This window comes from Arthrobacter sp. D3-18, from assembly GCF_054408525.1.
The window spans coordinates 2595127-2617521 of sequence record NZ_CP096440.1 but is presented as its reverse complement, the minus strand read 5'-3'; the positions used below and the strand labels follow the sequence as shown (position 1 = coordinate 2617521).

The following is a 22395-nucleotide window of genomic DNA, read 5'->3' as shown; positions in this document are numbered from 1 at the left end:
CTAGCGCTTTGTTGTGCCCGTCACAGGGCAGGCAAGGTGGGGCCAACGTTGTCCCTTCCATACGCACGATTCCGAGGAAGGACGTCTCCCATGACCCATCTTCATAACCCCGGTTGGTCCGAAAATATCGAACCTCAGGGTGCCATGTCTCCATTCAAGCGCTTTGCCGCGCTCCCGGAGGCTCAGGGTCTTTACAACCCTGACAAGGAGAAGGACGCCTGCGGCCTGGCCATTATTGCCACGCTCCGCGGGGAACCGGGATACGACATCGTGGAAGCGGCATTGACCGCCCTCCGCAATCTCGAACACCGCGGCGCCGTGGGCGCCGATGAAGGCACCGGCGACGGTGCGGGCCTGCTCATGCAGGTTCCGGACGAGTTCTTCAGGGCCGTCACCGAATTCGAACTGCCTGCCCCAGGCCAGTACGTGGTTGGTACCGCCTTCCTTCCTGCTGAGTCCCGCGAAGCAGAGACTGCGAAGGCCGGCATCGAGGCCCTTGCCGCTGACGAGGGCCTGACGGTTCTCGGTTGGCGCGAGGTTCCCGTGGTCGCTGACCTCGTAGGCGCCATGGCACGGGCCTGTATGCCGTACTTCTCCCAGCCGTTCTTTGCCTCCGCCACCGGTGAGCAGCTTGAGCACAACGAGCTGGACTCCCGCGCCTGGCGTATCCGCAAGCGTGCCCAGAACAAGTTCGGCGTGTACTTCCCGTCGCTGTCGTCGCGCACCATTGTGTACAAGGGCATGCTGACCACCGCCCAACTGGAGCCGTTCTACCCGGACCTTTCGGACAAGCGCTTCAAGACGAAGCTCGCAATCGTGCACTCGCGCTTCTCCACCAACACGTTCCCGTCCTGGCCGTTGGCGCAGCCTTTCCGCACCATCGCCCACAATGGTGAGATCAACACGGTCAAGGGCAACCGCAACTGGATGCGTGCCCGTCAGTCCCAGCTGGCCAGCCCGCTGCTGGGCTCCGTCCCCGAAGAGCTGTACCCGATCTGCACCCCTGGTGCCTCGGACTCCGCTTCCTTCGACGAGGTAGCCGAGCTCCTCTGGCTGTCCGGCCGCCCCATCACGCACTCCATCATGATGATGATCCCGGAAGCGTGGGAAAACCATGCCACCATGGATCCCGCACGCCGTGCGTTTTACGAGTACCACTCACTGCTCATGGAGCCGTGGGATGGCCCGGCCGCTGTCTCCTTCACCGACGGAAACCTCGTGGGCGCCACGCTGGACCGCAATGGCCTGCGCCCGGGACGCTACTGGATCACCGAAGACGGCCTCATCATCTTCGCCTCCGAAGTTGGCGTGATCGAGGTGGAGCCGTCCAACGTGGTCAAGAAGGGTCGCGTTGCTCCCGGCAAGATGTTCCTGGTGGACACTGAGGCCGGACGCATCATCGACGACGCCGAGGTCAAGGCCGAGGTCGCTGCAGCAAACCCGTGGGCCGAGTGGCTCAAGGACAACCTGATCGACATCAACGAGCTCCCCGAGCGCGAGCACGTTGTTCACACGGCTGCGTCGGTGAACATCCGTCAGCGGACCTTCGGCTACACCACCGAAGAACTGAAGATCCTGCTCGGACCGATGTCCCGCACCGGCGCTGAGCCCTTGGGCGCCATGGGTTCGGACACTCCGGTGGCTGTGCTCTCCAAGCGTCCGCGCCTGTTGTTCGACTACTTCGTGCAGTCCTTCGCCCAGGTCACCAACCCTCCGCTGGACGCTATCCGCGAAGAGTTGGTCACGTCACTGAAGTGCGCCATCGGTCCCAACGGCAACCTCTTGGATGGCAAGCAGGTCCGCCAGCCGCAGATCTCCCTGCCGTTCCCCGTGATCAACAACGATCAGCTCGCCAAGATCGCGAACATCGAAAGTCCCGACGGCGACCGCATCGCCATGAAGGTCCGCGGCCTTTACCGCCCGGAGGGTGGAGAAGCGGCACTCCGTGCACGCCTGACCGAGATCTGCGAGCAGGTCTCCGGTGCAATCAACCGTGGCGTGCAGTACGTTGTGCTGTCCGACCGTGACTCGAACGCGCAGTGGGCTCCGATTCCTTCACTTCTGCTGGTCAGCGCAGTCCATCACCACCTGCTCCGCAGCGCCAACCGAACCAAGACCGCGCTTGTGGTGGAGGCCGGCGACGTCCGCGAGACGCACCACGTGGCAGTCCTCATTGGTTACGGTGCTTCTGCCGTCAACCCGTACCTGGCCATGGAGTCGGTGGAACAGCTGATCTCCAACGGCGACGTTGTGGGCGTAACGCCGGAAGACGGTGTCTACAACCTCATCAAGGGCCTCGGCAAGGGTGTCCTGAAGATCATGTCCAAGATGGGCATCTCCACTGTTGCTTCCTACACGGGCGCCCAAACCTTCGAAGCACTGGGCTTGTCCCAGGAGCTCGTAGACGAATTCTTCTCCGGCACGCACTCCCAGCTGGGCGGCGTCGGCCTGGACGTCATTGCCGCGGAAGTTTCGGCACGCCACCAGATGGCGTACCCGGAAGGCGGCATCGAGCACCCGCACCAGCCGTTGCTCGGAGGCGGCGAATACCAGTGGCGCCGCGACGGCGAACCACACCTCTTCAACCCGGAGACGGTGTTCCGCCTGCAGCACGCCACCCGCGAACGCCGCTACGACATCTTCAAGTCCTACACCAAGGGCATTGACGATCAATCCGAGAACCTGATGACCCTCCGCGGGCTCCTCAAGTTCAAGGACGGAGTCCGTCCGGCTGTTCCGCTCGAGGAAGTGGAGCCTGTCTCCAGCATCGTGAAGCGTTTCTCCACGGGTGCAATGAGCTACGGCTCCATCTCGAAGGAAGCCCACGAGACCCTGGCAATTGCCATGAACCGTCTGGGCGCCAAGTCCAACACCGGTGAAGGTGGCGAGGACGTTGATCGCCTGCTGGACCCGGAGCGCCGCTCTGCCATCAAGCAGATCGCTTCCGGCCGTTTCGGCGTCACCAGCCTGTACCTGACCAACGCCGATGACATCCAGATCAAGATGGCGCAGGGTGCCAAGCCCGGCGAAGGTGGCCAGCTGATGGCCCAGAAGGTCTACCCCTGGGTAGCCCGGACGCGTCACTCCACCCCCGGCGTCGGACTCATTTCACCGCCCCCGCACCACGACATCTACTCGATCGAAGACCTCGCGCAGCTCATCTACGATGCCAAGCGCGCCAACCCTTCGGCCCGCGTGCACGTAAAGCTCGTTTCGGAAGTCGGGATCGGCACGGTGGCGTCCGGCGTCACCAAGGCCAAGGCCGACGTCGTGCTTGTTTCAGGTCACGACGGCGGTACCGGCGCCTCGCCGCTGAACTCGCTGAAGCACGCGGGTGTGCCTTGGGAACTTGGCCTTGCCGAGACCCAGCAGACCCTCATGCTCAACGGTCTGCGCGACCGCGTGGTGGTTCAGGTTGACGGCCAGCTCAAGACCGGACGCGACGTTGTCATTGCTGCCCTGCTGGGTGGCGAGGAATACGGCTTCGCTACGGCTCCGCTGGTGGTCTCCGGCTGCATCATGATGCGCGTCTGCCACTTGGATACCTGCCCCGTGGGTGTTGCCACGCAGAACCCCGAGCTTCGCTCCCGGTTCAACGGCAAGCCCGAATTCGTGGTCAACTTCTTCGAGTTCCTCGCAGAAGAAGTCCGCGAAATCCTGGCCGAGCTCGGATTCCGCAGCCTGGAAGAGGCAATCGGCCACGCCGAAGTCCTGGACACCCGCGAAGCCATCAACCACTGGAAGGCCGAAGGCCTGGACCTCGACCCCATCCTGCATGGGCTCGAGTTCGACGACGACGTGCCGCTGCGCAACATGACCGGCCAGAACCACGAGCTGGACAAGCACTTTGACCAGCGGCTGATCACCATGGCGCAGGAAGCACTCAGCGACCGCATGCCCGTCAAGATCACCCTGGACGTCATCAACACGGACCGTTCCGTGGGTACGATGCTCGGCCACGTGGTGACCAAGACGTTCAGCACCGATGTGCTGGCGACCGATACGATCGATGTGACGCTGAACGGTACTGCTGGCCAGTCCCTCGGGGCTTTCCTGCCTGCCGGTATCACGCTGCGCATGTTCGGTGACTCCAACGACTACGTCGGCAAGGGCCTCTCCGGTGGACGCATCATCGTTCGCCCGGACCGCACCAACGTGTTCCAGGCGGAGCGCAACGTCATTGCCGGCAACGTGATCGGTTATGGCGCCACCAGCGGTGAAATGTTCCTGCGTGGCCAGGTTGGTGAACGCTTCCTGGTCCGTAACTCCGGTGCGACCGCCGTCGTCGAAGGTATTGGCGATCACGGTTGCGAATATATGACCGGTGGCCAGACACTGATCATCGGCCGCACAGGCCGCAACTTCGGTGCAGGCATGTCCGGTGGTACTGCCTACGTACTGGACCTGCAGCCTGAGCGCGTCAACAAGATGGCCCTCGATACCGGTGAACTCCAGCTCCTGGAGCTCGACGCCGAGGACCGCGACATTGTCCACGGCCTGCTCACCAAGCACGTTGAGGAAACCGAATCCGTCCTGGCCGGCCGTCTGCTCGAGAACTTCGACGACACCGCCGCCCGCATCACCAAAGTACTGCCGCGCGACTACGCCGCAGTCCTGCAAACCCGTCTCGACGCCATCGAAGAGGGCCTTGACCCCGATGGCGAAGAAGTATGGTCTCGAATCCTGGAGGTAACCGGTGGCTGATCCACGCGGATTTCTGAAAGTCCGGCAGCGCGAGACGCAGCCACGCCGTCCCGTTCCCGTCCGCATCATGGACTGGAAAGAAGTGTACGAAGCCCAGGAAAAGGGTGTCCTGAAGAGCCAGGCCGGCCGCTGCATGGATTGCGGCGTTCCGTTCTGCCACCAGGGCTGCCCGCTGGGTAACCTCATTCCCGAGTGGAACGACCTCGTGTGGCGGGACAAGGGTGAAGAAGCTATTGAGCGACTTCACGCCACGAACAACTTTCCCGAGTTCACGGGCCGTCTGTGTCCTGCACCCTGTGAAGCGTCCTGCGTGCTCGGTATCAACCAGCCTGCCGTGACCATCAAGCAGGTTGAGGTTTCGATCATTGACCAAGCTTTCGACAACGACTGGGTTCAGCCCCTGCCGCCCACACGCCTTACCGGCAAGACGGTGGCCGTGGTTGGTTCCGGTCCCGCCGGCTTGGCCGTGGCACAGCAGCTGACCCGCGTGGGCCACACTGTTGCTGTGTATGAGCGCGACGACAAGATCGGCGGCTTGCTCCGCTACGGTATCCCCGACTTCAAAATGGAGAAAGAACAGGTTGACCGTCGCCTGGAGCAGATGAAGGCCGAAGGCACGCGCTTCCGGACCGGCGTCGCTGTTGGTACCGACGTCACCTGGGAACAGCTGCGACGCCGTTACGACGCCGTTGTTGTCGCCACCGGTGCCACCGTCCCGCGCGACCTTCCCATCCCTGGCCGTGACCTCGAGGGTGTCCACTTCGCCATGGATTACCTTGTTCCGTCCAACCGCAAGGTGGCGGGGGAGAACCCTGAGAACCACATTGATGCCCGCGGCAAGCATGTTGTCATCCTTGGCGGTGGCGATACCGGTGCTGACTGCATCGGCACCGCCCACCGCCACCAGGCTGCCTCGGTGACCACGCTCGCGATCGGCAAGCAGCCGCCCGCAGAACGTGCCACCCACCAGCCGTGGCCGACGTTCCCCACCCTTTTCGAGGTCGCCAGCGCCCACGAAGAAGGCGGCGAGCGTACCTACCTTGCGTCAACCGTTGAGTTCGTCGGAGAAAACGGCAAGCTCACGGGCGTCAAAGTTGCTGAGACCGAGTTCGTGGACGGCAAGCGCCTGCCCAAGGCCGGTACAGAACGAATCATTCCAGCTGACCTTGTGTTCTTGAGCCTGGGCTTTACCGGTGCTGAGCCGGCAGGTATCACGGAGCAGGTCAGTGCAGAATTCGACGGTCGGGGCAACGTTGCCCGCGACGGCTACTACATGACGAACACCGAGGGTGTGTTCGTTGCCGGTGATGCCGGACGTGGCCAGTCACTGATTGTGTGGGCCATTGCGGAAGGCCGTGCTTGCGCGGCTGCAGTGGACAGGTTCCTGATGGGAAGCACCATCCTCCCGGCACCGGTCGCCCCCACCGACCGGGCGATAGCGGTCTTATAGCGCCGGCAGGAACACTTCTTTTACTCAATCAGCATGACTACTTAGGGTAGGTATATGAGACGCGCGAAAATTGTGGCAACTTTCGGCCCGGCTATCTCCAGCTTCGACAACACCCTCGCGGTGCTGGAGGCCGGCGTCGACGTTGCTCGTATGAATATGAGCCACGGCGACTACTCCGTGCATGACACCACCTACGAAAACGTCCGCAAGGCTGCCGCCCAGCTGGGCAAGCCCGTGGCCATCATGGCCGACCTTCAGGGACCCAAGATCCGCTTGGGTCGCTTTGTTGACGGCCCGCACGAGCTGGCCGTGGGCGACACTTTCACCATCACCACCGAAGACGTCCCGGGCACCAAGGACATCTGCTCCACCACGCTGAAGAGCCTCACCGAAGACGTCAACGTGGGCGACGCCCTGCTCATTGACGATGGCAAGGTGGCTCTGCGAGCCCTCGAGGTTGACGACGTCAAGGTTGTCACCACCGTCACGGTTGGTGGCAAGGTCTCCAACAACAAGGGCATCAACCTGCCCGGTGTTGCCGTCAACGTCCCCGCCTTGAGCGAAAAGGACGAGGACGACCTCCGTTGGGCCCTCAAGCGCGGCGCCGACCTCATTGCCCTCTCGTTCGTGCGAGATGCCTCTGACATCAAGCGCGTCCACGAGATCATGGATGAAGAAGGCCGCCGTGTTCCCGTGATCGCAAAGATCGAAAAGCCGCAGGCCGTGGAGCAACTCCACGAAATCATCGACGCCTTCGATGCGATCATGGTTGCCCGTGGTGACCTCGGTGTCGAACTGCCGCTCGAAGAGGTGCCGATCGTCCAGAAGCGCGCCATTGAACTGGCACGCCGTTGGGCCAAGCCGGTCATCGTGGCAACCCAGGTCCTGGAATCCATGATCGACAACCCGCGTCCGACGCGCGCCGAGGCATCCGACTGCGCCAACGCGGTCCTCGACGGCGCCGATGCAGTCATGCTCTCCGGCGAAACCTCTGTGGGCCAGTACCCCATTGAGACCGTCAAGGTCATGGCCCGGATCATCGAGTCCACCGAAGTCCACGGCCTTGAGCGCGTCCCCCCGCTGGGAACCAAGCCCAAGACCCGTGGTGGCGCCATCACCCGTGCCGCCGTCGAGATCGCCGACCAGCTGGACGCCAAGTACATCTGTACTTTCACCCAGTCCGGCGACTCTGCACGACGTCTCTCGCGCCTGCGTCCGGTCAAGCCGGTCTTCGCGTTCACTCCGGTGGAGCACGTCTGGAACCAGTTGGCACTCACCTGGGGCATCCAGCCGGTGCTGGTTCCCTCCGTGGGCCACACCGACGAGATGACTGCACAGGTGGACAAGAGCCTGCTGGAAATGGATCTCGTGGACGAAGGCGACCTGGTTGTCATCGCTGCCGGGTCCCCTCCAGGACAGGCCGGTTCCACGAACTCGCTGAAGGTCCACAAGGTAGGCGACCTCGCCGACACCTCCAAGACCGACGACGGTTCACGTAAGGAACCCGTTGGCCCTTGGCCGGAAAAGAAGTCCAAGGCCAAGAGCTAAGTTCTCGGTTTCTTGGGTGCGGGCCCCGCCTTTTGGCGGGGCCCGCATTTTTTGTTTCTTGGTGATTACGACGGCGGCCGCCCACCTCGCGTGAGGTGAGCGGCCGCCGTCGCGTGTTGCTTTGGGTTAGTTGACCTGGTTGATGATGGTTTCGGCAACCTCACGCATGCTGAGGCGACGGTCCATGGAGGTCTTCTGGATCCAGCGGAACGCTTCCGGCTCCGTGAGGCCCATCTTGGTGGTCAGGAGGCTCTTGGCGCGCTCTACAAGCTTGCGCGTGGCGAACTGCTCCTGGAGGTCGGAAACCTCGTTCTCGAGCGCCTTGATCTCCTCATGGCGGGAAAGGGCGATCTCGATGGCTGGGATCAGGTCTGCGGGGGAGAACGGCTTGACGACGTAAGCCATGGCGCCGGCGTCGCGTGCGCGCTCCACCAGTTCCTTCTGACTGAAAGCGGTCAGCAGCACCACAGGGGCAATGCGTGCCTTGACGATCTTCTCAGCCGCCGAAATGCCGTCCATGACAGGCATCTTCACATCCATGAGGACAAGGTCAGGCTTGAGCTCCTCGGCCAGCTGTACGGCCTTCTCGCCGTTGTCTGCCTCGCCGACGACGTCGTACCCCTCGCCCTTCAAAATCTCGATAATGTCCAGGCGGATGAGGGTCTCATCCTCGGCTACGACAACGCGTCGGGCCGGCTGGGCTGTGGACGTGGACTCCGTCTGTTCGGTCACGGGATCTCCTTGAAAAGGTTCGGCGGGTTCATGTCCATCTTAGTGTGGACTCTTTGATGGCTGGTTTTTGTTGCATCAGCGCGCCCGGTTCTTTGAATCAGCCTATCTGCATGTAGAGTAGTTTCGCGTGCTGGGAAAGGATCGCGTTGCTCACAGAAATGAGAGCAGTCAGCGAGATTTAACTTCCCGGTAATCCGCGCCCGAGTGGCGGAATTGGCAGACGCGCTGCACTCAAAATGCAGTATCGAAAGGTGTGTGGGTTCGAGTCCCACCTCGGGCACGGCAGACCCCCTCGTCAGAGGGGGTTGTTGCTTTAACGTGTGTACATTCTGGTTGGTCAGGTCCCTCTGACACTGGCCGCGGGGTGTGCCTGGCGCCAGGGGTCGCCTGTTTGGTTGTGGGGGAGCGGGTTCAGGGTCGTGGCTGCTTGGGCCCTCCGCTTGCTCTGGAGTGGGGTTATGCGGTCCTCTCTTGGTTCGTTTGGGAGGTCGTGTTTGGCTTACACCTGTTCATGGGTAGGGGCTGTGTGCGCCACATGACTTTGGGGACTTGCGTCAAAGATCCTTGTTTCGGCATGTTTCTTAAGTGAGGAAGCCGGCCAGACGGATGCTTTGTCAGGTCAAAGAGGGTGTGGACATTGTCCACACTCAAATCTTCTTTATCGAGCCTGGTCACAGCCGTTCCTTCCACTTGTTCGGGCTTCATTCACTCATCGCGTGTAAGGGCCCGAGCGACATGACGCCCGGTCGCAAGCGCACCATCTGTAGGGCCCAGCGACGTGAGAGTCCAGCCGCCACGCACGACCGAGTGCTTTGGGGAGGTCTCTTCGGTGTCGTCGACGCGTAACTACGACTAAATGGGGGAGTACCTCGCGAATTCCTTGGGTGCGTCGGATCAGAGCGCGAGAACCAGGCTTGCCGACCTGACGGTAGACGCAACGACAAGCGGCACCGGCTAGAAGGTCCTTATGCCCATCCAACGACGAGGCGCGCCGCGTCCTGGGGGACCGTAGGGTCAATCCCTGTGATTTCCGCGAAACGACGGAGACGGTTTGTCAGCGTATTCCGATGACAGAAAAGCTCTACTGCCGAGTCTCCGACGCTGCCTGTACGGAGGTAGCTGCGAACGGACTCTTCCAGCCGGCTACGTTCCGTTTTGGTGCAGCTTGAAAGCGCTGCTGTGACGTCTGTCAGTACGGGGTGCCCTGCCAAGAGCAGGCTGCGGTTGGCTAGTCTGGCCCATCCCCGCTTCCAGGTCATGGCGCCACGTTCACCGGCCCTGAGAACCCGGGCGAGGTCGCGGGCGAAGTTTGCCGCTTGGCGAAGGCCTTGGAGGCCGGCTTCAGCGTCGGTAATTCCGACTCTGATGGTCAGAACATTGCGTCGGAAGACATCCCGTTTGGGATCCGTGCCTTCGAACTGCGGTGTGAACACAATGAGTGCATCACCAAGGTGATGGGAAAACACGCTTCTACCCGCGCGTTCGGCCTCGGCGATAAAGACCCTGAGGGCCGGTATCTCGTCAGACTCTGCACCCACCACTATCAGGGGACTCTCCGGGGGAATTTCGAGTTCACCAGCGATGGTCCGTACTTGCTCGTCCGTCACCTCCCGCGTCTGGAAAAGTTCGGCGAGCAGGCCTTGTCGCACTGAAAATGCTTCGTCCTGCATACGCTCCCGCTCGGCGATAAAAGCGCGCTGCGTTTGTCCCGCATATTCGTCGACGGTATTGAGCACAATCCACGTATGGCGAACCACCAAAGTTGCGTCCTCCTGCGTAGCGACCTTGGTGAGGGCTTCCCACAGGATGTTGTAATCGAGGCGGATAGCTGACATCAGCGACGTGATGGGGATCCCCGCGCGGGCTCGGGAGACGCCGACATCAGCGGCAACCGGGACTGCCTCATGAAGCCCACCTTGACGTAATCCGCCGATCATAGCGTTGAACGCCATACGCCCTGTCCGGCGTATCTCAGAAAGAGGGATCGGGGCAGGGTCGTAGCCGGCGATCGCAGAGATCCGAGAAAGAAAAGCTTCCGTGAGCTCTTCTACATTGAGTTGGTCCAGCAGTTCCTGCCACCGCGTGGAGTCGGCAGGCTCAGGGCCGCCATTCAACCTGGGTTGGTTTGTTGTCATGATTTCACATTATGTGCGGATGCACTGTTTTCGCCAAAGAACTAGTGGTGAATGCTGTGCAAAAATGGGTGTAGCTCTTGAGATCCTCGATGAACAAGATGTTTGCGCCAGCTTCACGCAAACGTAAACCGGATCACGCATCAACGGAGATGACACCATGAGTGAGACACTGCAGACGGCGACAAGCGAGCAACATGCCGTCCAAGAGCTGAGCAAGAAAGACGCCAACAAGGTCGCTTTGGGCGCACTGATCGGCTCCGCCCTCGAGTACTACGACTTTTTCCTCTTTAGTGCCGCAGCGGCCTTGGTGTTCAACGTTCAATACTTCACCAGCGGCAACCCGGCTACGGCTGCCTTGGCTTCATTCGCCACGTTCGGCGTCGGGGTCGCAGCCAGGCCGCTGGGGGGCATTATCTTCGGGAGCATGGGCGACCGAATCGGTCGACGCAAAACCCTCATGATCACGATTATCGGCATTGGCATGATCACTGGCCTCATTGGTATTTTGCCGACCTACGCAGCAATCGGCATCGCCGCTCCCATCCTGCTCGTATTGTTGAGGATCGTTCAGGGACTTTTCGTCGGTGGAGAATGGTCAGGGGCCCTGACCTTGGTGGTGGAGAATTCTCCGCTGCACCTTCGCGCCCGGTACGCCGTGATTCCACTGATTGGTTCCCCCATCGGAACGATACTCTCTTCCGGAGGGTTCTTCCTGGTCACGATCCTCTTCACAAAAGAGAACTTTGATGCATGGGGTTGGCGCATCCCGTTCCTTGTCTCCCTGCCTCTGTTGCTCATTGCCATTTACATCCGAAGTAAGCTCGAAGAGTCGCCAGTGTTCCGTCAGATCGAGGAAGCCGGCGAAATCGAACCGAGCCCTGTCCGCACGACTTTTAAGCACTCGTGGCGACAGCTCTTGATCGGTATGGCTTCCTGCCTACTCGGCATGGGCGGCTTCTATCTGGTCACCACGTTCTGCGTCTGGTACGGAGTCAACGTCCTCAAGTACCCGTCAACCCTGATGTTGCTTGGCACCATCGCTGCCGCAGTAGTAGAGATCTTTGTCATTGTCTGGAGCGGACGCCTCGGCGCTAAATTTGGATCAAGCCGGGTCATACTGTGGGGCGGTATTGCCTCCGCAGTGGTAGCCGTTCCTGCGTTCCTGCTGCTGACCTCAGGTAATCCTGTTCTTGTCGTCGTCGCCATGGTCCTTGCAGTGTCGACTCTCTCCTTCCCCTACGCCGGCACAGGCGCCGTTCTGACGGGCCTGTTCGAAGCCAAGACCCGCTTCACGGGTGTGGCTGTTGCAAACAACACCTCAGCCATGGTGGCGGGCTTCGTCCCCTTGATTGTCACGGGAGTAGTTGCAGCCGCCGGGAATCACTGGTGGCCCGCCGCCGCGATGCTTGTACTCATCTCGATCATTACCGCTTCGGCTGGTGCAATTGCACCCCGTTTCAGCGTGAATCTGCCCGGCTTCAAGCACTAACAAGAACGGCCTGGGCCGTCGCCTCGATTGCCACCTGAGACCGGGCCCGGTCGCCGCGCAGGAACCCGCTTGGCTAGCTGCCGGTAGGACCGCCCGATGCTGACAAGTCCGAGCCGGCAATCGTCTAAAGAACGGTCACTCTCATCACAGTAAAGATGAGAGTGGTCCCTAGAAAGGAACTTCACGATGAAGCTCGACCTTCTTGTCCGGGCGAACGAGATTCTCACCATGGACCCCAACCGGCCCATTGCGACGGCTGTCGGAGTCATCGGCGAGCGTATCGTTGGCTTTGATGACGAAATCGTAAGCATGGAGGCGGAGTGCAGCCTTGACTTCGGTGATGCGTGCATTACCCCGGGCCTTATCGATGCCCACTGCCACACAACATGGTGGGGTTTGGGCCTGGATGCGGTGGATCTGAGCGGGTGCAGGGGACTCGAGGACGTTTACTCCAAGATCGAGGCTGAAGTGGAACGTCTGTCCGGTGATGCCGAGGCTTGGGTTCACGGTACCGGTTTCAACCAAGCCCACCATGGGGGACTCTTCCCTGACATAGGGCGTATTGATGACATAACTGGTAATCGCCCGCTGTACCTCCGGCACGCATCCGGACATTCATCAATCACTAACAGCGCCACGCTGCACCTGTTCGGGGCTTCACATCCCGATTTCCAGGACCCGGCAGGAGGAATTGTGGTGCGGGACGCCGACGGAAATCCTACCGGTGTCTTGGAAGAAGCCGCACAGGGATTGGTGCAGGCACTGCTACTTCCGTATTCCACCGAGAGAATCGTTAGGGCCTTGGATGCCGCGACCGAACGATACGCGGCACAAGGGATAACCAGCTTCACCGAAGCCGGCATCGGCGGCGGCTGGATCGGCCACAGCCCGGTCGAGGTTGCTGCGTACCAGACCGCCGCCGAAACCGGTCATCTTCATGCACGCGCACAGCTGATGCCCGCCATGGACGCGCTGCAACCCATAACGGGGCATCCTGCCGATTTCCACCATCAAGGAGTAGGTCTTGGACTGGGCTTGGGACTTCGTTACGGCTTCGGAGACGATTACGTCCGGTTCGGACACGTCAAAGTCTTCCTTGACGGCTCCCTCCTGGGAGCAACCGCTGCAGTAACCGAATCCTTCTGCGGACACGATCACAACACCGGCTACCTCTTGGACGAACCAGGCACCTACCGGGAGCGCGCCTTGAGTGCCTATCGTGCCGGGTGGCCCCTGGCGCTGCACGCCATTGGCGATGTAGCCATCGAGCTGGCGATGGACCTCATCGAGGAGGCGCAGGACAGATACGGCCGCGGCGAAGCACCCTGCCGCATCGAGCATTTCGGCATGGCCCGACCGGACCAGGTCGTTCGCGCCGGTGTCCTCGGCATCGCAGTGGCCCCCCAAGCAGGATTCATTGGTCCCTTAGGCGATCAGATTGTGACTCTGGTTGGGCCCGACCGGGAATCCTGGCTGTACAGGGGCCGGTCCGTTATCGACGCGGGAGCCCTTCTCGCAGGATCTTCCGACCTGCCGGTAGCAGATAACAACCTGCGCAGGGGCATGCAATCAGCCGTTGACCGGCGAACGAACACAGGCCTGTCTTTCGCCGCAGGGGAGGCCATCACACCTGAGGAAGCACTTCGAACGCACACAGAGTGGGCTGCCCGCGCCACCGGCCAATTCCAGGACAAGGGCACGCTGGAACGCGGCAAACTCGCCGATTTTACGGTGTTCTCTGAATCGCCACTGACGGCTCGCAACATCGCCGAGATCGACGTCGTGGCCACGATTCTTGGCGGCCGGCTGAGCTATGACGCCCGGAAAGCACTTAAGAGTCCGACACCTCAATTGCAGCTCCAGTCGGTCACCAACTGACGTCCGAATATCCCAACCCAAACGCACAACAAAGAGGATCTAACGGTGCACGAAGTAAAAAGTTCAACACGTTCGCTATCGGATGCAGACCCAGCCGACGAACCGGCAACAACGATCGGATTGGATCTCGCCCTCGCGCGCGACGGACAGGCAAGCTTTGACCGGCTGATCTGCGAACTGGACCCCGAGGACCTCCAGGGCGAATCGCTCCTACCCGGGTGGACCCGGGCACACGTCATCGCGCACATCGGCTACAACGCCCGAGCACTTGCCCGGTTGGTCCAGTGGGCGCAGACAGGGATCGAGAATCCGATGTACGAATCGCCCGTGTCACGGGCGGATGAGATCGACCTCGGGTCGACACTCTCCCACACGAGTCTGAAGCGGCTCTCATTGCAGGAGGCCGCACAGCTCGACGAAGCCTGGACAAATCTTTCCGACGATCGCTGGAGCTACAAGGTAAAGAACGCGCAAGGACGCATGATTCTCGTTTCCGAGACTATTTGGATGCGGGCCCGCGAACTATGGCTGCATGCCATCGACCTCAACACCGGAGCAACCATCCAGGACATACCCCTGCCAGCCGCAGCCCGCATCCTGCAGGACGTGTTGACTACTTGGGAGAGCCGGGACGGCCATTACGTGCGCGCTGTCCCAACAGACGCCCACATAGACTTTCAGCCGGGCACTGAGGGAGAACCCGAACCGGCAGCCGGCGACATTCTGTCAGTCTCCGGCACACTCACAAACCTCCTGGCTTGGGCCACCGGACGTGGTCACGATGGCGTCGTGGTGATCACCGCGGATGGACGTTGGATCGGCCCCGCGCCGACGGCGCACCGCTGGATCTAATTGGCACTGCCGAAGAAGCCCAACCGAGGCGCCTCTGCCAGGAAGACCGCACGTGCAGCTATTCGGTGCTTATTGGCTGAAGCATCTGCCTCGTCCTCCCGGAAATTCCGCAGATGCCCCACGCACTAATCACCAAAAAATCTCCTCAACAACTCTTGAAAGAAGAGGTCAACCGTGTCAGCTCCACCAATAACAGGCGGCCCCACTCTCCCGCAGGTGCGGAAGCTCGTGAGCACAATCCCCGGCCCGAAATCACAGGAACTGCTGGCCCGCAAGGACGCAGCCGTTGCCACAGGCACCGGCGGAGTGCTCCCAATTTCAGTAGTAGCCGCCGGAGGCGGGGTGCTGATCGACGCCGATGGCAACTCCCTTATTGACCTCGGTTCCGGCATCGCCGTCACCGGTGTCGGTAATTCAGCCCCCGCTGTGGTGCAGGCTGTGCGACAGCAGGTCGAGCAGTTCACACACAGCTGTTTCACCATCGCCCCCTATGAGGGCTACGTCAAAGTCGCCGAGAAGCTCAACGCCATCACTCCAGGGGACCACGAAAAACGCTCGGCCCTCTTCAGCACGGGTGCTGAAGCCCTGGAGAACGCGGTCAAGATCGCTCGCCACTACACCGGCAAGCAGGCCGTGGTTGTCTTCGACCACGCGTTCCATGGGCGAACCAACCTCACGATGGGAATGACCGCAAAGAACATGCCCTATAAGAACGGGTTTGGACCCTTCGCCCCCGAGATCTACCGGGTCCCCGCCTCCTATAGCTACCGAGACGGACTCACAGGCCCTGAGGCAGCTGCACGATCGATACTTCAAATGGAGAAGCAGATCGGTGCCGAAAATGTCGCTGCCGTCATCATCGAACCCATTCAGGGTGAAGGCGGCTTCATCGCCCCTGCCAACGGTTTCCTACCCGCCCTGCAGGAATGGACATCCCAGAACGGGGTCATTCTCATCCTGGACGAGGTGCAGACCGGCTTTGCCCGTACCGGTGACATGTTCGCTGCCAACCATGAGGGCATAGTTCCGGACCTGATGACGTTCGGCAAGGGACTGGCCGGTGGGCTTCCTCTTTCGGCAGTTACTGGCCGTAAAGACATCATGAACTCCGCCGTGGACGGAGGACTCGGGGGTACCTATGCAGGGAACCCCATCGCCTGTGCTGCCGCTCTGGCAACGATCGAAACCTATGAAAAGGAAAACCTGACGGAACGTGCACGGGCAATCGGTGCCATCATCACCGATTTCTTCGCCGGTCTAGCGGCGGAGGATGACCGCGTCGGTGACATCCGCGGCCGCGGTGCCATGATCGGCATCGAGTTCGTCGAAACGGGCAGCCAGAGACCAGCCGCTGCGTTGACTTCTGCCATCGCGAAGAAGGCAGGCCAGAACGGCGTGTTGGTACTCACATGCGGCACATACGGCAACGTGCTCCGGTTCCTGCCGCCGTTGTCCATATCAGATGACTTGTTGTGCGAGGGCCTTCAGGTCGTGGCGGAAGCTCTCAAAGCAACTGCCTGAACCACAGCAAAACAACTACACACACTTAGAAGGACAGCGATGACTTTAAAACCCCACGAGCAAGAACTGATCAACCAGGTGCAAACCGGTCTCGGCATCGGAGGTACGTGGCAGCCCTCTTCGGCCGGTGCGACATTCGACGTGCAAGACCCGGCAACCGGGGAAGTCATCAAAACGATCGCCGATGCGACCGTCGACGATGCCCTTAGGGCGCTCGAAGCTGCCGTAACGGCGCAGGAGGCGTGGGCTGGGACCTCTACACGCGGACGCTCAAACATCCTGCGCCGAGCGTTCGACCTTCTCATGGATCGCCACGAGGACTTTGCACTGCTCATTAGCATCGAAATGGGCAAGCCGATCTCCGAGGCCCGCGCCGAAGTGACCTATGGAGGCGATTTCCTGCGCTGGTTCTCGGAGGAGGCTGTACGCATCCGCGGCGACTATCGTCCTACTCCTGAGGGTGCTGGCAACATCGTCGTATCGCACCTTCCGGTCGGGCCCACCTATTTCATCACGCCGTGGAATTTCCCCTTGGCTATGGCAACCCGCAAGATAGCCCCAGCCTTGGCGGCCGGCTGCACGGTGGTCATCAAACCCGCCGAACTGACTCCGCTGACGACCATCTTCTTGGTACAACTGCTCGAAGAAGCGGGCCTACCGGCAGGAGTTGTAAATGTGGTTCCTACCACCTCGCCGGCCGAGCAGTCCAGCGCGCTGTTAAAGGACGCCCGCCTCAAAAAGCTCAGCTTCACCGGTTCGACCCCTGTCGGTGTAAAGCTCCTTGAAGCCGCAGCCCAGAATGTCCTGCGAACTTCTATGGAGTTGGGGGGTAACGCCCCGTTCATCGTCTTCGAGGATGCAGATTTGGATCGAGCCGTGGAGGGTGTCCTGCTGGCGAAGTTCCGTAATATCGGCCAGGCATGCACTGCGGCGAATCGCATCATTGTCCATGATTCGATCGCGGATGCTTTTGCTCAACGTGTGAGCGACCGGGTGGCCCAAATGAAGATCGGCAGGGGAGCTGAGGAAAGTACTGACATCGGCGCTTTGGTCGACGGCCGTGCGGTCGCAAAGGTTGAACGTCTGGTTGCTGACGCCGTAGCGACCGGCGCAACGGTTCTCACTGGAGGTAAGTCCCTCGAAGGTCCCGGGAGCTACTTCGAGCCAACAGTTCTGGATCGGCTCAGTCCCAACTCGGCTCTGATGTCCGAAGAGATCTTTGGACCGGTCCTTGGCATCATCCGATTCACTGATGAGGAGGAAGCAGTCAAAATCGCCAATGACACAGATTATGGGCTGGTCAGTTATGTGTTCACGGAGAACATTCATCGCGGCCAGCGCATGATTGAAAAGCTGCAGACGGGAATGATGGGCCTAAACACTGGTCTCATCTCCAACGCGGCAGCACCCTTTGGCGGTATTAAGCAGTCCGGTATCGGCCGGGAAGGCGGTTTTGAGGGCATCAGCGAGTTCCTCTCAACCAAATACACCCTTATTCCCCGCTGATGGACGTCCCTGAACCGATCTCTCGGGGCTCGTCGATAGCCACTGAAACTGACTGAAAGCGAGGGCCTTCACGTTCCGGGCTGGAACGTGAAGGTCCTCGCTTTTGCTCCCACCTTGCATGCCGAACGGTCTGCGCAGGAGCAGGAGCCTGAAGATTTCGTGACGGCAATGACGAACTAGCTGGAATGTTGGTATTCGTTGTGCTTCACGACTGCTTGCGTAAGGTGCTCAGCCAGAAGGCCGGGTGCCTCGCTGTGGGCCAAGTGGCCCTGATTTGCCAGCCGAACGACCTCGGCTTGGGGGAGGGCCTGAGAGAAGGCGGTGAAAGCGACACCGTATGGCGGTTTCTCCTCGTTGCGTTCGCCAAGCATCAGGGTGACTGGAGCCGTGATTTCGCTGTATCGGGAAAGCGCTGCAACATGGTCATTTATAGCAGTCAGCTCATCAGCCAAGGGGTGAACAAGAAGACGGAGGACAGGCCAAATAGGGTCCGCGCGCAGCGCTGCCATATATTCGGCGGAGTAACCCGCCATGACCCGCTTGACCACCTCGACAGCGCTATCCAGGTCGCCCCTCCCGAGAGCAAGACGTAGGGGTTCAAGGGCGTTCGATCCGAACGGGCTGGAGACGGGCTCATACGCGACGACAGAGCGCAGGTTGCGTCGCTCTGTCGCCGTTTCCAAAGCAATCAGTCCGCCATAGCTCCAGCCGAACAGGTGGATGTCCTCCTCGAGGGTGTCGAGGATGTGGTGCAAATCGTCAATTTCAGTCCGGACCGAGTAGCCGCGACCTGTCGGGCCGCTAGGCAGCCGCCCGCGGCGGTTAATGACCATTATCGGGTTATTCAAATTCAATGCATCGGCGACAGGGCGCCAGGTATACGCATCGGACATAACGCCTGGAACTATCACCACGGGCGGTCCGCTGCCTTCTCGTAGCTCGGCAGTCAAAATTGTTCCCTCGCGGTTGAATTTAAGTGTTCGCATCAGTTTCCTTTCATCGGGTGCTGGGTCTCTTCAATTTGCGCAGCCACCCTCAAAAGTTCGGATTCGGCTCCGGGGGGACCTACCAGCTGTAGTCCAATCGGCAGCCCCTCGGTCGTGCCCGCTGGAATGGAGATGGCCGGGAGCCCTAAAACGCTCCATGGGCTTGTAAGGGAGAGAAGAGCCTTCCGGGTCTCGACGCTGCTTCCGTTTATGATTTCCGTGCGGCTGCTCAGCTTGGGAGGGGCAAGGGGTATCGTCGGAAGCGCCAGAAGCCCGTACCTTCTCAGTAGAGGCTGGATACTTTGGCGGGCGCTGTGCCTAAGCTTTATCGCTTTAACGTACTCCCACCCAAGAATCTCTCCTCCGGACCGGAGCCTGGCGAGAACTTCGGGATCATAAAGTTCGGGCGCACCGGACATGAGCTCTGTGTGCTGAGCGTATGCCTCGCTGCCTTGAATGATCCTATAAGCTTCCCTCAGATCACCAGCCTCCAGAACTTCGGCTTCACCTGTCAGGAAATCATCGATCATGTCGCGGACAGTGGAAGCGACCGAGGGTTGCGTCGGATATATCGAATTCGATTTGATCCATCCGATACCAGGGGGGAGAGCTACAGTCTGGGTGCCTCTCAATGCGGTCCACAGCAAGAGACAGTCGGCCGCGGTGCGGGCCAACAAGCCTATGGAGTCCAGAGTTGGTGACAAAGGCACCATCCCGCCGGTGGGCAAAGCTCCATGGGTGGGTTTGAGCCCTACAACGCCACAGCAAGCCGCCGGAATACGAGCGGATCCGCCGGTATCGGTACCAAGCGCCAATGGGATGATGCCAGCGGCAACCGCGGCAGCGGACCCACTGCTCGAACCACCAGCCATATGGTCGGTATCGTGTGGGTTGCGCGTAGGACCGGTGGCAGAGCGATCTCCGGTAGGCCCGTTCGCAAATTCGTGGGTCGTGGTCTTCCCGATAATGATCGCCCCTGCCTGGACAAGCCGTTCAACGCATTCGGCGTTCTCACGAGCAAGGTGGTCTTTTCGGTGGCGTGAACCTGCAGTTGTGGGCATTCCTCGTACATCGATGACGTCCTTAACAGCAACAGGGATGCCGTGTAGCGGCCCCCGATCAATTCCCGAGGCCAACTCAGTGCGAGCCCTCGCCGCCGCCGCATAGGCGCCGCTCTCATCGAATGAGACGAACGCGTTGATCGAAGGCTGCCAACGGTGGGCCTCCTGCAATGCAATGTTTACAAGGTCCGCTGGCGTGATAAGCCCACTCCGCATCATGGCGGCGAGCTCGGAAACACCAACGCTGGCGAAAAACCCCGCGCCAGAGGGCTTCTTCAGTTGTGCTTCGGGCGATCGCATACGTCCTTCTTCGCAGTTGATGGTGGTGGTGAATTGCATGTAACCATACCCAAACGATTGGGACAATCGTTTGGTAAGATTTGTACTCAAACCGCAGAGGGAGTTTTCAACGATGCCAGGTAGATATAAAAGCAGCTCGGTCACGCTGAAAACGATTGCGCAGGCGGCGGGGCTCGACGTCTCGACAGTGTCGAGGGTTCTCAGCGGATCTCCTGATGAGGTTTCGCGTGCGGCATCACCGGCTACGGCAGCAGCAGTGCGTGATTGGGCTCAACGGCTCGGTTATCAACCCAACCCACACGCAAAGAGCCTGAGAACGGCACGAAGCAATCTGATCGGAGTGCTGGTTCCCCGCTTGTCTGACATGGTGCTCGCTACTATCTACGAGGGGGTGGAGGACGCGGGTGCCCGCAATGGACTGGCCACGTTTGTAATGAACACTTATGACCGCCCCGCCGAACAGCGCGCCAGGATTGATTTGGCTTTGTCTCGTCACGTCGATGGCCTCATACTCGGCGACGCGCACCGGGACGCAGTGGTGCTGGATGAAGTGGCGGCGCGCGGGGTGCCTTTCGTTCTCGTGAGCCGGTACGCGTCCAAGTATCCATCCGTGACATGTGATGACTATCTGGGAGGCAGCCTTGTTGCCGAGCACTTTCTGGACCTTGGGCACGTGAAGGTCGGCGTAGTCGCTGGCGAGTCTTTCGCCAGTACAGGCGTGGACCGGAGCAGTGGCTTTGTCGATACCTACCGGAAAGCGGGTATTGAAGTGTTAACAGTGAATTCCGCCTTCGATGCGAGAGGCGGCCATGAGGCAGCGGAATACCTCATCAAACAAGCCTCTGATTTGTCAGCCATTTTTGCTGTCAATGACTTTGCCGCTATCGGTGTTCTGGGCGCAGTGCGCGATGCGGGACTGCGTCCAGGCAAGGACATTGCCGTGGCGGGCTACAACGACACTCAGCTCGCAGCCGAGTTGCCGTTGCCCTTGACCAGCGTGCGCTCACCACTGCACATCATGGGTACCCGGGCGCTGGAGTTGCTCGTGTCAGTTCTTCGTGGACAGAATCCGTCTTCTGAGCGCTTGGCTCCGGAGTTGGTCATCCGGGAATCAACACTTCTTCAGGTCAGGAATAGTTAAATGCGCGCCTATCCCACATTAGAAGCTCCTATGGCAGCAACGCCGGTCGTCCTAGAGCGCGCAGAGCAAGTTACCAGGCTCCTTCGCGACTTGGTGAGATGCGATGCTGTCTTGCTGTCGGCGTCGAATCCTTCCGGAGAACGACCCCAGCACCAGCAACTGGCCTCGGACGGCTATTCGGAGGACGCGGTGTCACAACTGCTTGAGAACTTCATCCCGGAAACCAAGAATCCAGGATTCGGAGTCGTGCGAAACCGAGTCCGTCAGGCTCTTCGATGGGCAGACCTCGATCGTGACTGGGACGTCCATTTTGCATTCACACCCCTGGCCGAAGATTATCTTCGACCGTCAGGCTTTAACGAAGGCATATCTGCGAGCCTTTGGTTGCCCGGAGGGCACCACGTGGGAGCCATCCATATGAACTGGGGGACGGCGCGGTCTGCTACAGAAGAAACCAAGAGAATCGTCGAACAGTTCCTTCCGGTGCTTGCCTCCACCTGTGACCCATCGCAACCGCACCGGGTCTTGGCCGAAGAATTGCATGGCGACGCAAATGTAGCGGTGATGGCTGCAGGTCTTGACCAAGCCATTGCTGGCTGTGAAGTAGGCATGACCCTGCGATCGGACGGACCCTTGTGGCCACTACTTCTGCCGCTCGCCCCCCGCGGAGACAACAGCTACATCTGGATTGGAGATCAGGGGAGTTGCCACAGAATCAGCATCACACGATGTATACAGAACGCTGCCCTTGTGGCGGAACGAGAAGTGTTACCGCCCTATGGGCTAACTCCCAGAGAGCTTCAGATCGTCACACTTCTTGCTGATGGCATCAGCAACCCTGAGATAGCCGATCACCTGGTAGTTAGCCGGCGAACGGTCTCAACTCACGTCGAACACATCCTTGCAAAGCTTCGGGTTTCATCCCGTGCCGAAGCGGCCGCTCTTGTTAGCCGCGAGGGACTGCGACTCATTCAAGCAGCCCCCAGGCGTTTGCCCGTCACGTCACAGAGAGCTTAACCAAGGACGGTGACTCCTCCTCAGGAGGACAAGATACGTCAAGTGACCGATATCACTTAGGATCAAGCTTCCTTA

Annotated in this window: 14 protein-coding genes and 1 tRNA gene; 11 read left to right on the top strand and 4 right to left on the bottom strand. The window is 60.3% G+C overall.

From position 1 onward, the window contains the following. Window positions 1–90: 90 nt before the first annotated feature. The 3 genes from gltB to pyk are packed head-to-tail and all read left to right on the top strand — an operon-like array spanning window position 91 to window position 7702. Window positions 91–4704 (top strand): glutamate synthase large subunit, encoded by a 4614-nt coding sequence (gene gltB / locus M1D89_RS14205; RefSeq protein ID WP_402937246.1) that lies wholly within the window; start codon window positions 91–93, stop codon window positions 4702–4704. After that, window positions 4697–6154, top strand: a complete 1458-nt coding sequence (locus M1D89_RS14200; RefSeq protein WP_364309467.1) for a glutamate synthase subunit beta — start codon at window positions 4697–4699, stop codon at window positions 6152–6154. The genes gltB and M1D89_RS14200 overlap by 8 nt, the downstream gene beginning before the upstream one ends. Window positions 6155–6208: 54 nt before the next feature. After that, complete coding sequence (pyk, locus tag M1D89_RS14195) at window positions 6209–7702, top strand: pyruvate kinase (protein ID WP_402937244.1); 1494 nt, start codon at window positions 6209–6211, stop codon at window positions 7700–7702. Between the two features lie 126 nt (window positions 7703–7828). On the opposite strand, the gene M1D89_RS14190 is transcribed toward pyk, so the two are convergent. Continuing rightward, on the bottom strand, window positions 7829–8434 hold the full coding sequence (locus tag M1D89_RS14190; protein ID WP_011774540.1) for an ANTAR domain-containing response regulator: 606 nt from the start codon (window positions 8432–8434) through the stop codon (window positions 7829–7831). A 198-nt stretch (window positions 8435–8632) separates the two neighbouring features. Here M1D89_RS14190 and M1D89_RS14185 point away from each other — a divergent pair. Continuing rightward, window positions 8633–8714, top strand: a tRNA-Leu gene (locus tag M1D89_RS14185). Between the two features lie 685 nt (window positions 8715–9399). Here M1D89_RS14185 and M1D89_RS14180 read toward each other — a convergent pair. Further along, window positions 9400–10569 (bottom strand): PucR family transcriptional regulator, encoded by a 1170-nt coding sequence (locus tag M1D89_RS14180; protein WP_498644405.1) that lies wholly within the window; start codon window positions 10567–10569, stop codon window positions 9400–9402. Window positions 10570–10726: 157 nt separating this feature from the next. Here M1D89_RS14180 and M1D89_RS14175 point away from each other — a divergent pair, with 157 nt between their 5' ends. The 5 genes from M1D89_RS14175 (at window position 10727) to M1D89_RS14155 (ending at window position 17815) form a co-directional block, all read left to right on the top strand. Continuing rightward, entirely contained in the window at window positions 10727–12058 is a 1332-nt protein-coding gene (locus M1D89_RS14175) for an MFS transporter (RefSeq protein ID WP_498644403.1), read from the top strand. Between the two features lie 186 nt (window positions 12059–12244). Beyond that, the gene (locus M1D89_RS14170) at window positions 12245–13936 is read left to right on the top strand and encodes an amidohydrolase (RefSeq protein ID WP_498644401.1); all 1692 of its coding nucleotides are present in this window, start codon (window positions 12245–12247) and stop codon (window positions 13934–13936) included. Between the two features lie 45 nt (window positions 13937–13981). Then, entirely contained in the window at window positions 13982–14788 is an 807-nt protein-coding gene (locus M1D89_RS14165; RefSeq protein ID WP_498644399.1) for a maleylpyruvate isomerase family mycothiol-dependent enzyme, read from the top strand. Between the two features lie 174 nt (window positions 14789–14962). Continuing rightward, entirely contained in the window at window positions 14963–16309 is a 1347-nt protein-coding gene (gene gabT, locus M1D89_RS14160; RefSeq protein WP_498644397.1) for a 4-aminobutyrate--2-oxoglutarate transaminase, read from the top strand. 39 nt (window positions 16310–16348) lie between these two features. After that, on the top strand, window positions 16349–17815 hold the full coding sequence (locus M1D89_RS14155; RefSeq protein WP_498644395.1) for an NAD-dependent succinate-semialdehyde dehydrogenase: 1467 nt from the start codon (window positions 16349–16351) through the stop codon (window positions 17813–17815). A 176-nt stretch (window positions 17816–17991) separates the two neighbouring features. Here the strand turns inward: M1D89_RS14155 and M1D89_RS14150 are convergent, their stop codons facing one another. Together M1D89_RS14150 and M1D89_RS14145 are read right to left on the bottom strand one after the other, a co-directional pair. Then, a complete protein-coding gene (locus M1D89_RS14150) occupies window positions 17992–18801 on the bottom strand; it encodes an alpha/beta fold hydrolase (RefSeq protein ID WP_498644393.1) in 810 nt (269 codons plus the stop codon). Then, window positions 18801–20162, bottom strand: a complete 1362-nt coding sequence (locus M1D89_RS14145) for an amidase (RefSeq protein WP_498644391.1) — start codon at window positions 20160–20162, stop codon at window positions 18801–18803. The genes M1D89_RS14150 and M1D89_RS14145 overlap by 1 nt, the downstream gene beginning before the upstream one ends. A gap of 112 nt (window positions 20163–20274) precedes the next feature. On the opposite strand from M1D89_RS14145, the gene M1D89_RS14140 reads away from it, so the two are divergent. Continuing rightward, the gene (locus M1D89_RS14140; RefSeq protein WP_498644389.1) at window positions 20275–21303 is read left to right on the top strand and encodes a LacI family DNA-binding transcriptional regulator; all 1029 of its coding nucleotides are present in this window, start codon (window positions 20275–20277) and stop codon (window positions 21301–21303) included. Continuing rightward, window positions 21304–22320 (top strand): helix-turn-helix transcriptional regulator, encoded by a 1017-nt coding sequence (locus M1D89_RS14135; RefSeq protein WP_498644387.1) that lies wholly within the window; start codon window positions 21304–21306, stop codon window positions 22318–22320. Window positions 22321–22395 lie beyond the last annotated feature (75 nt).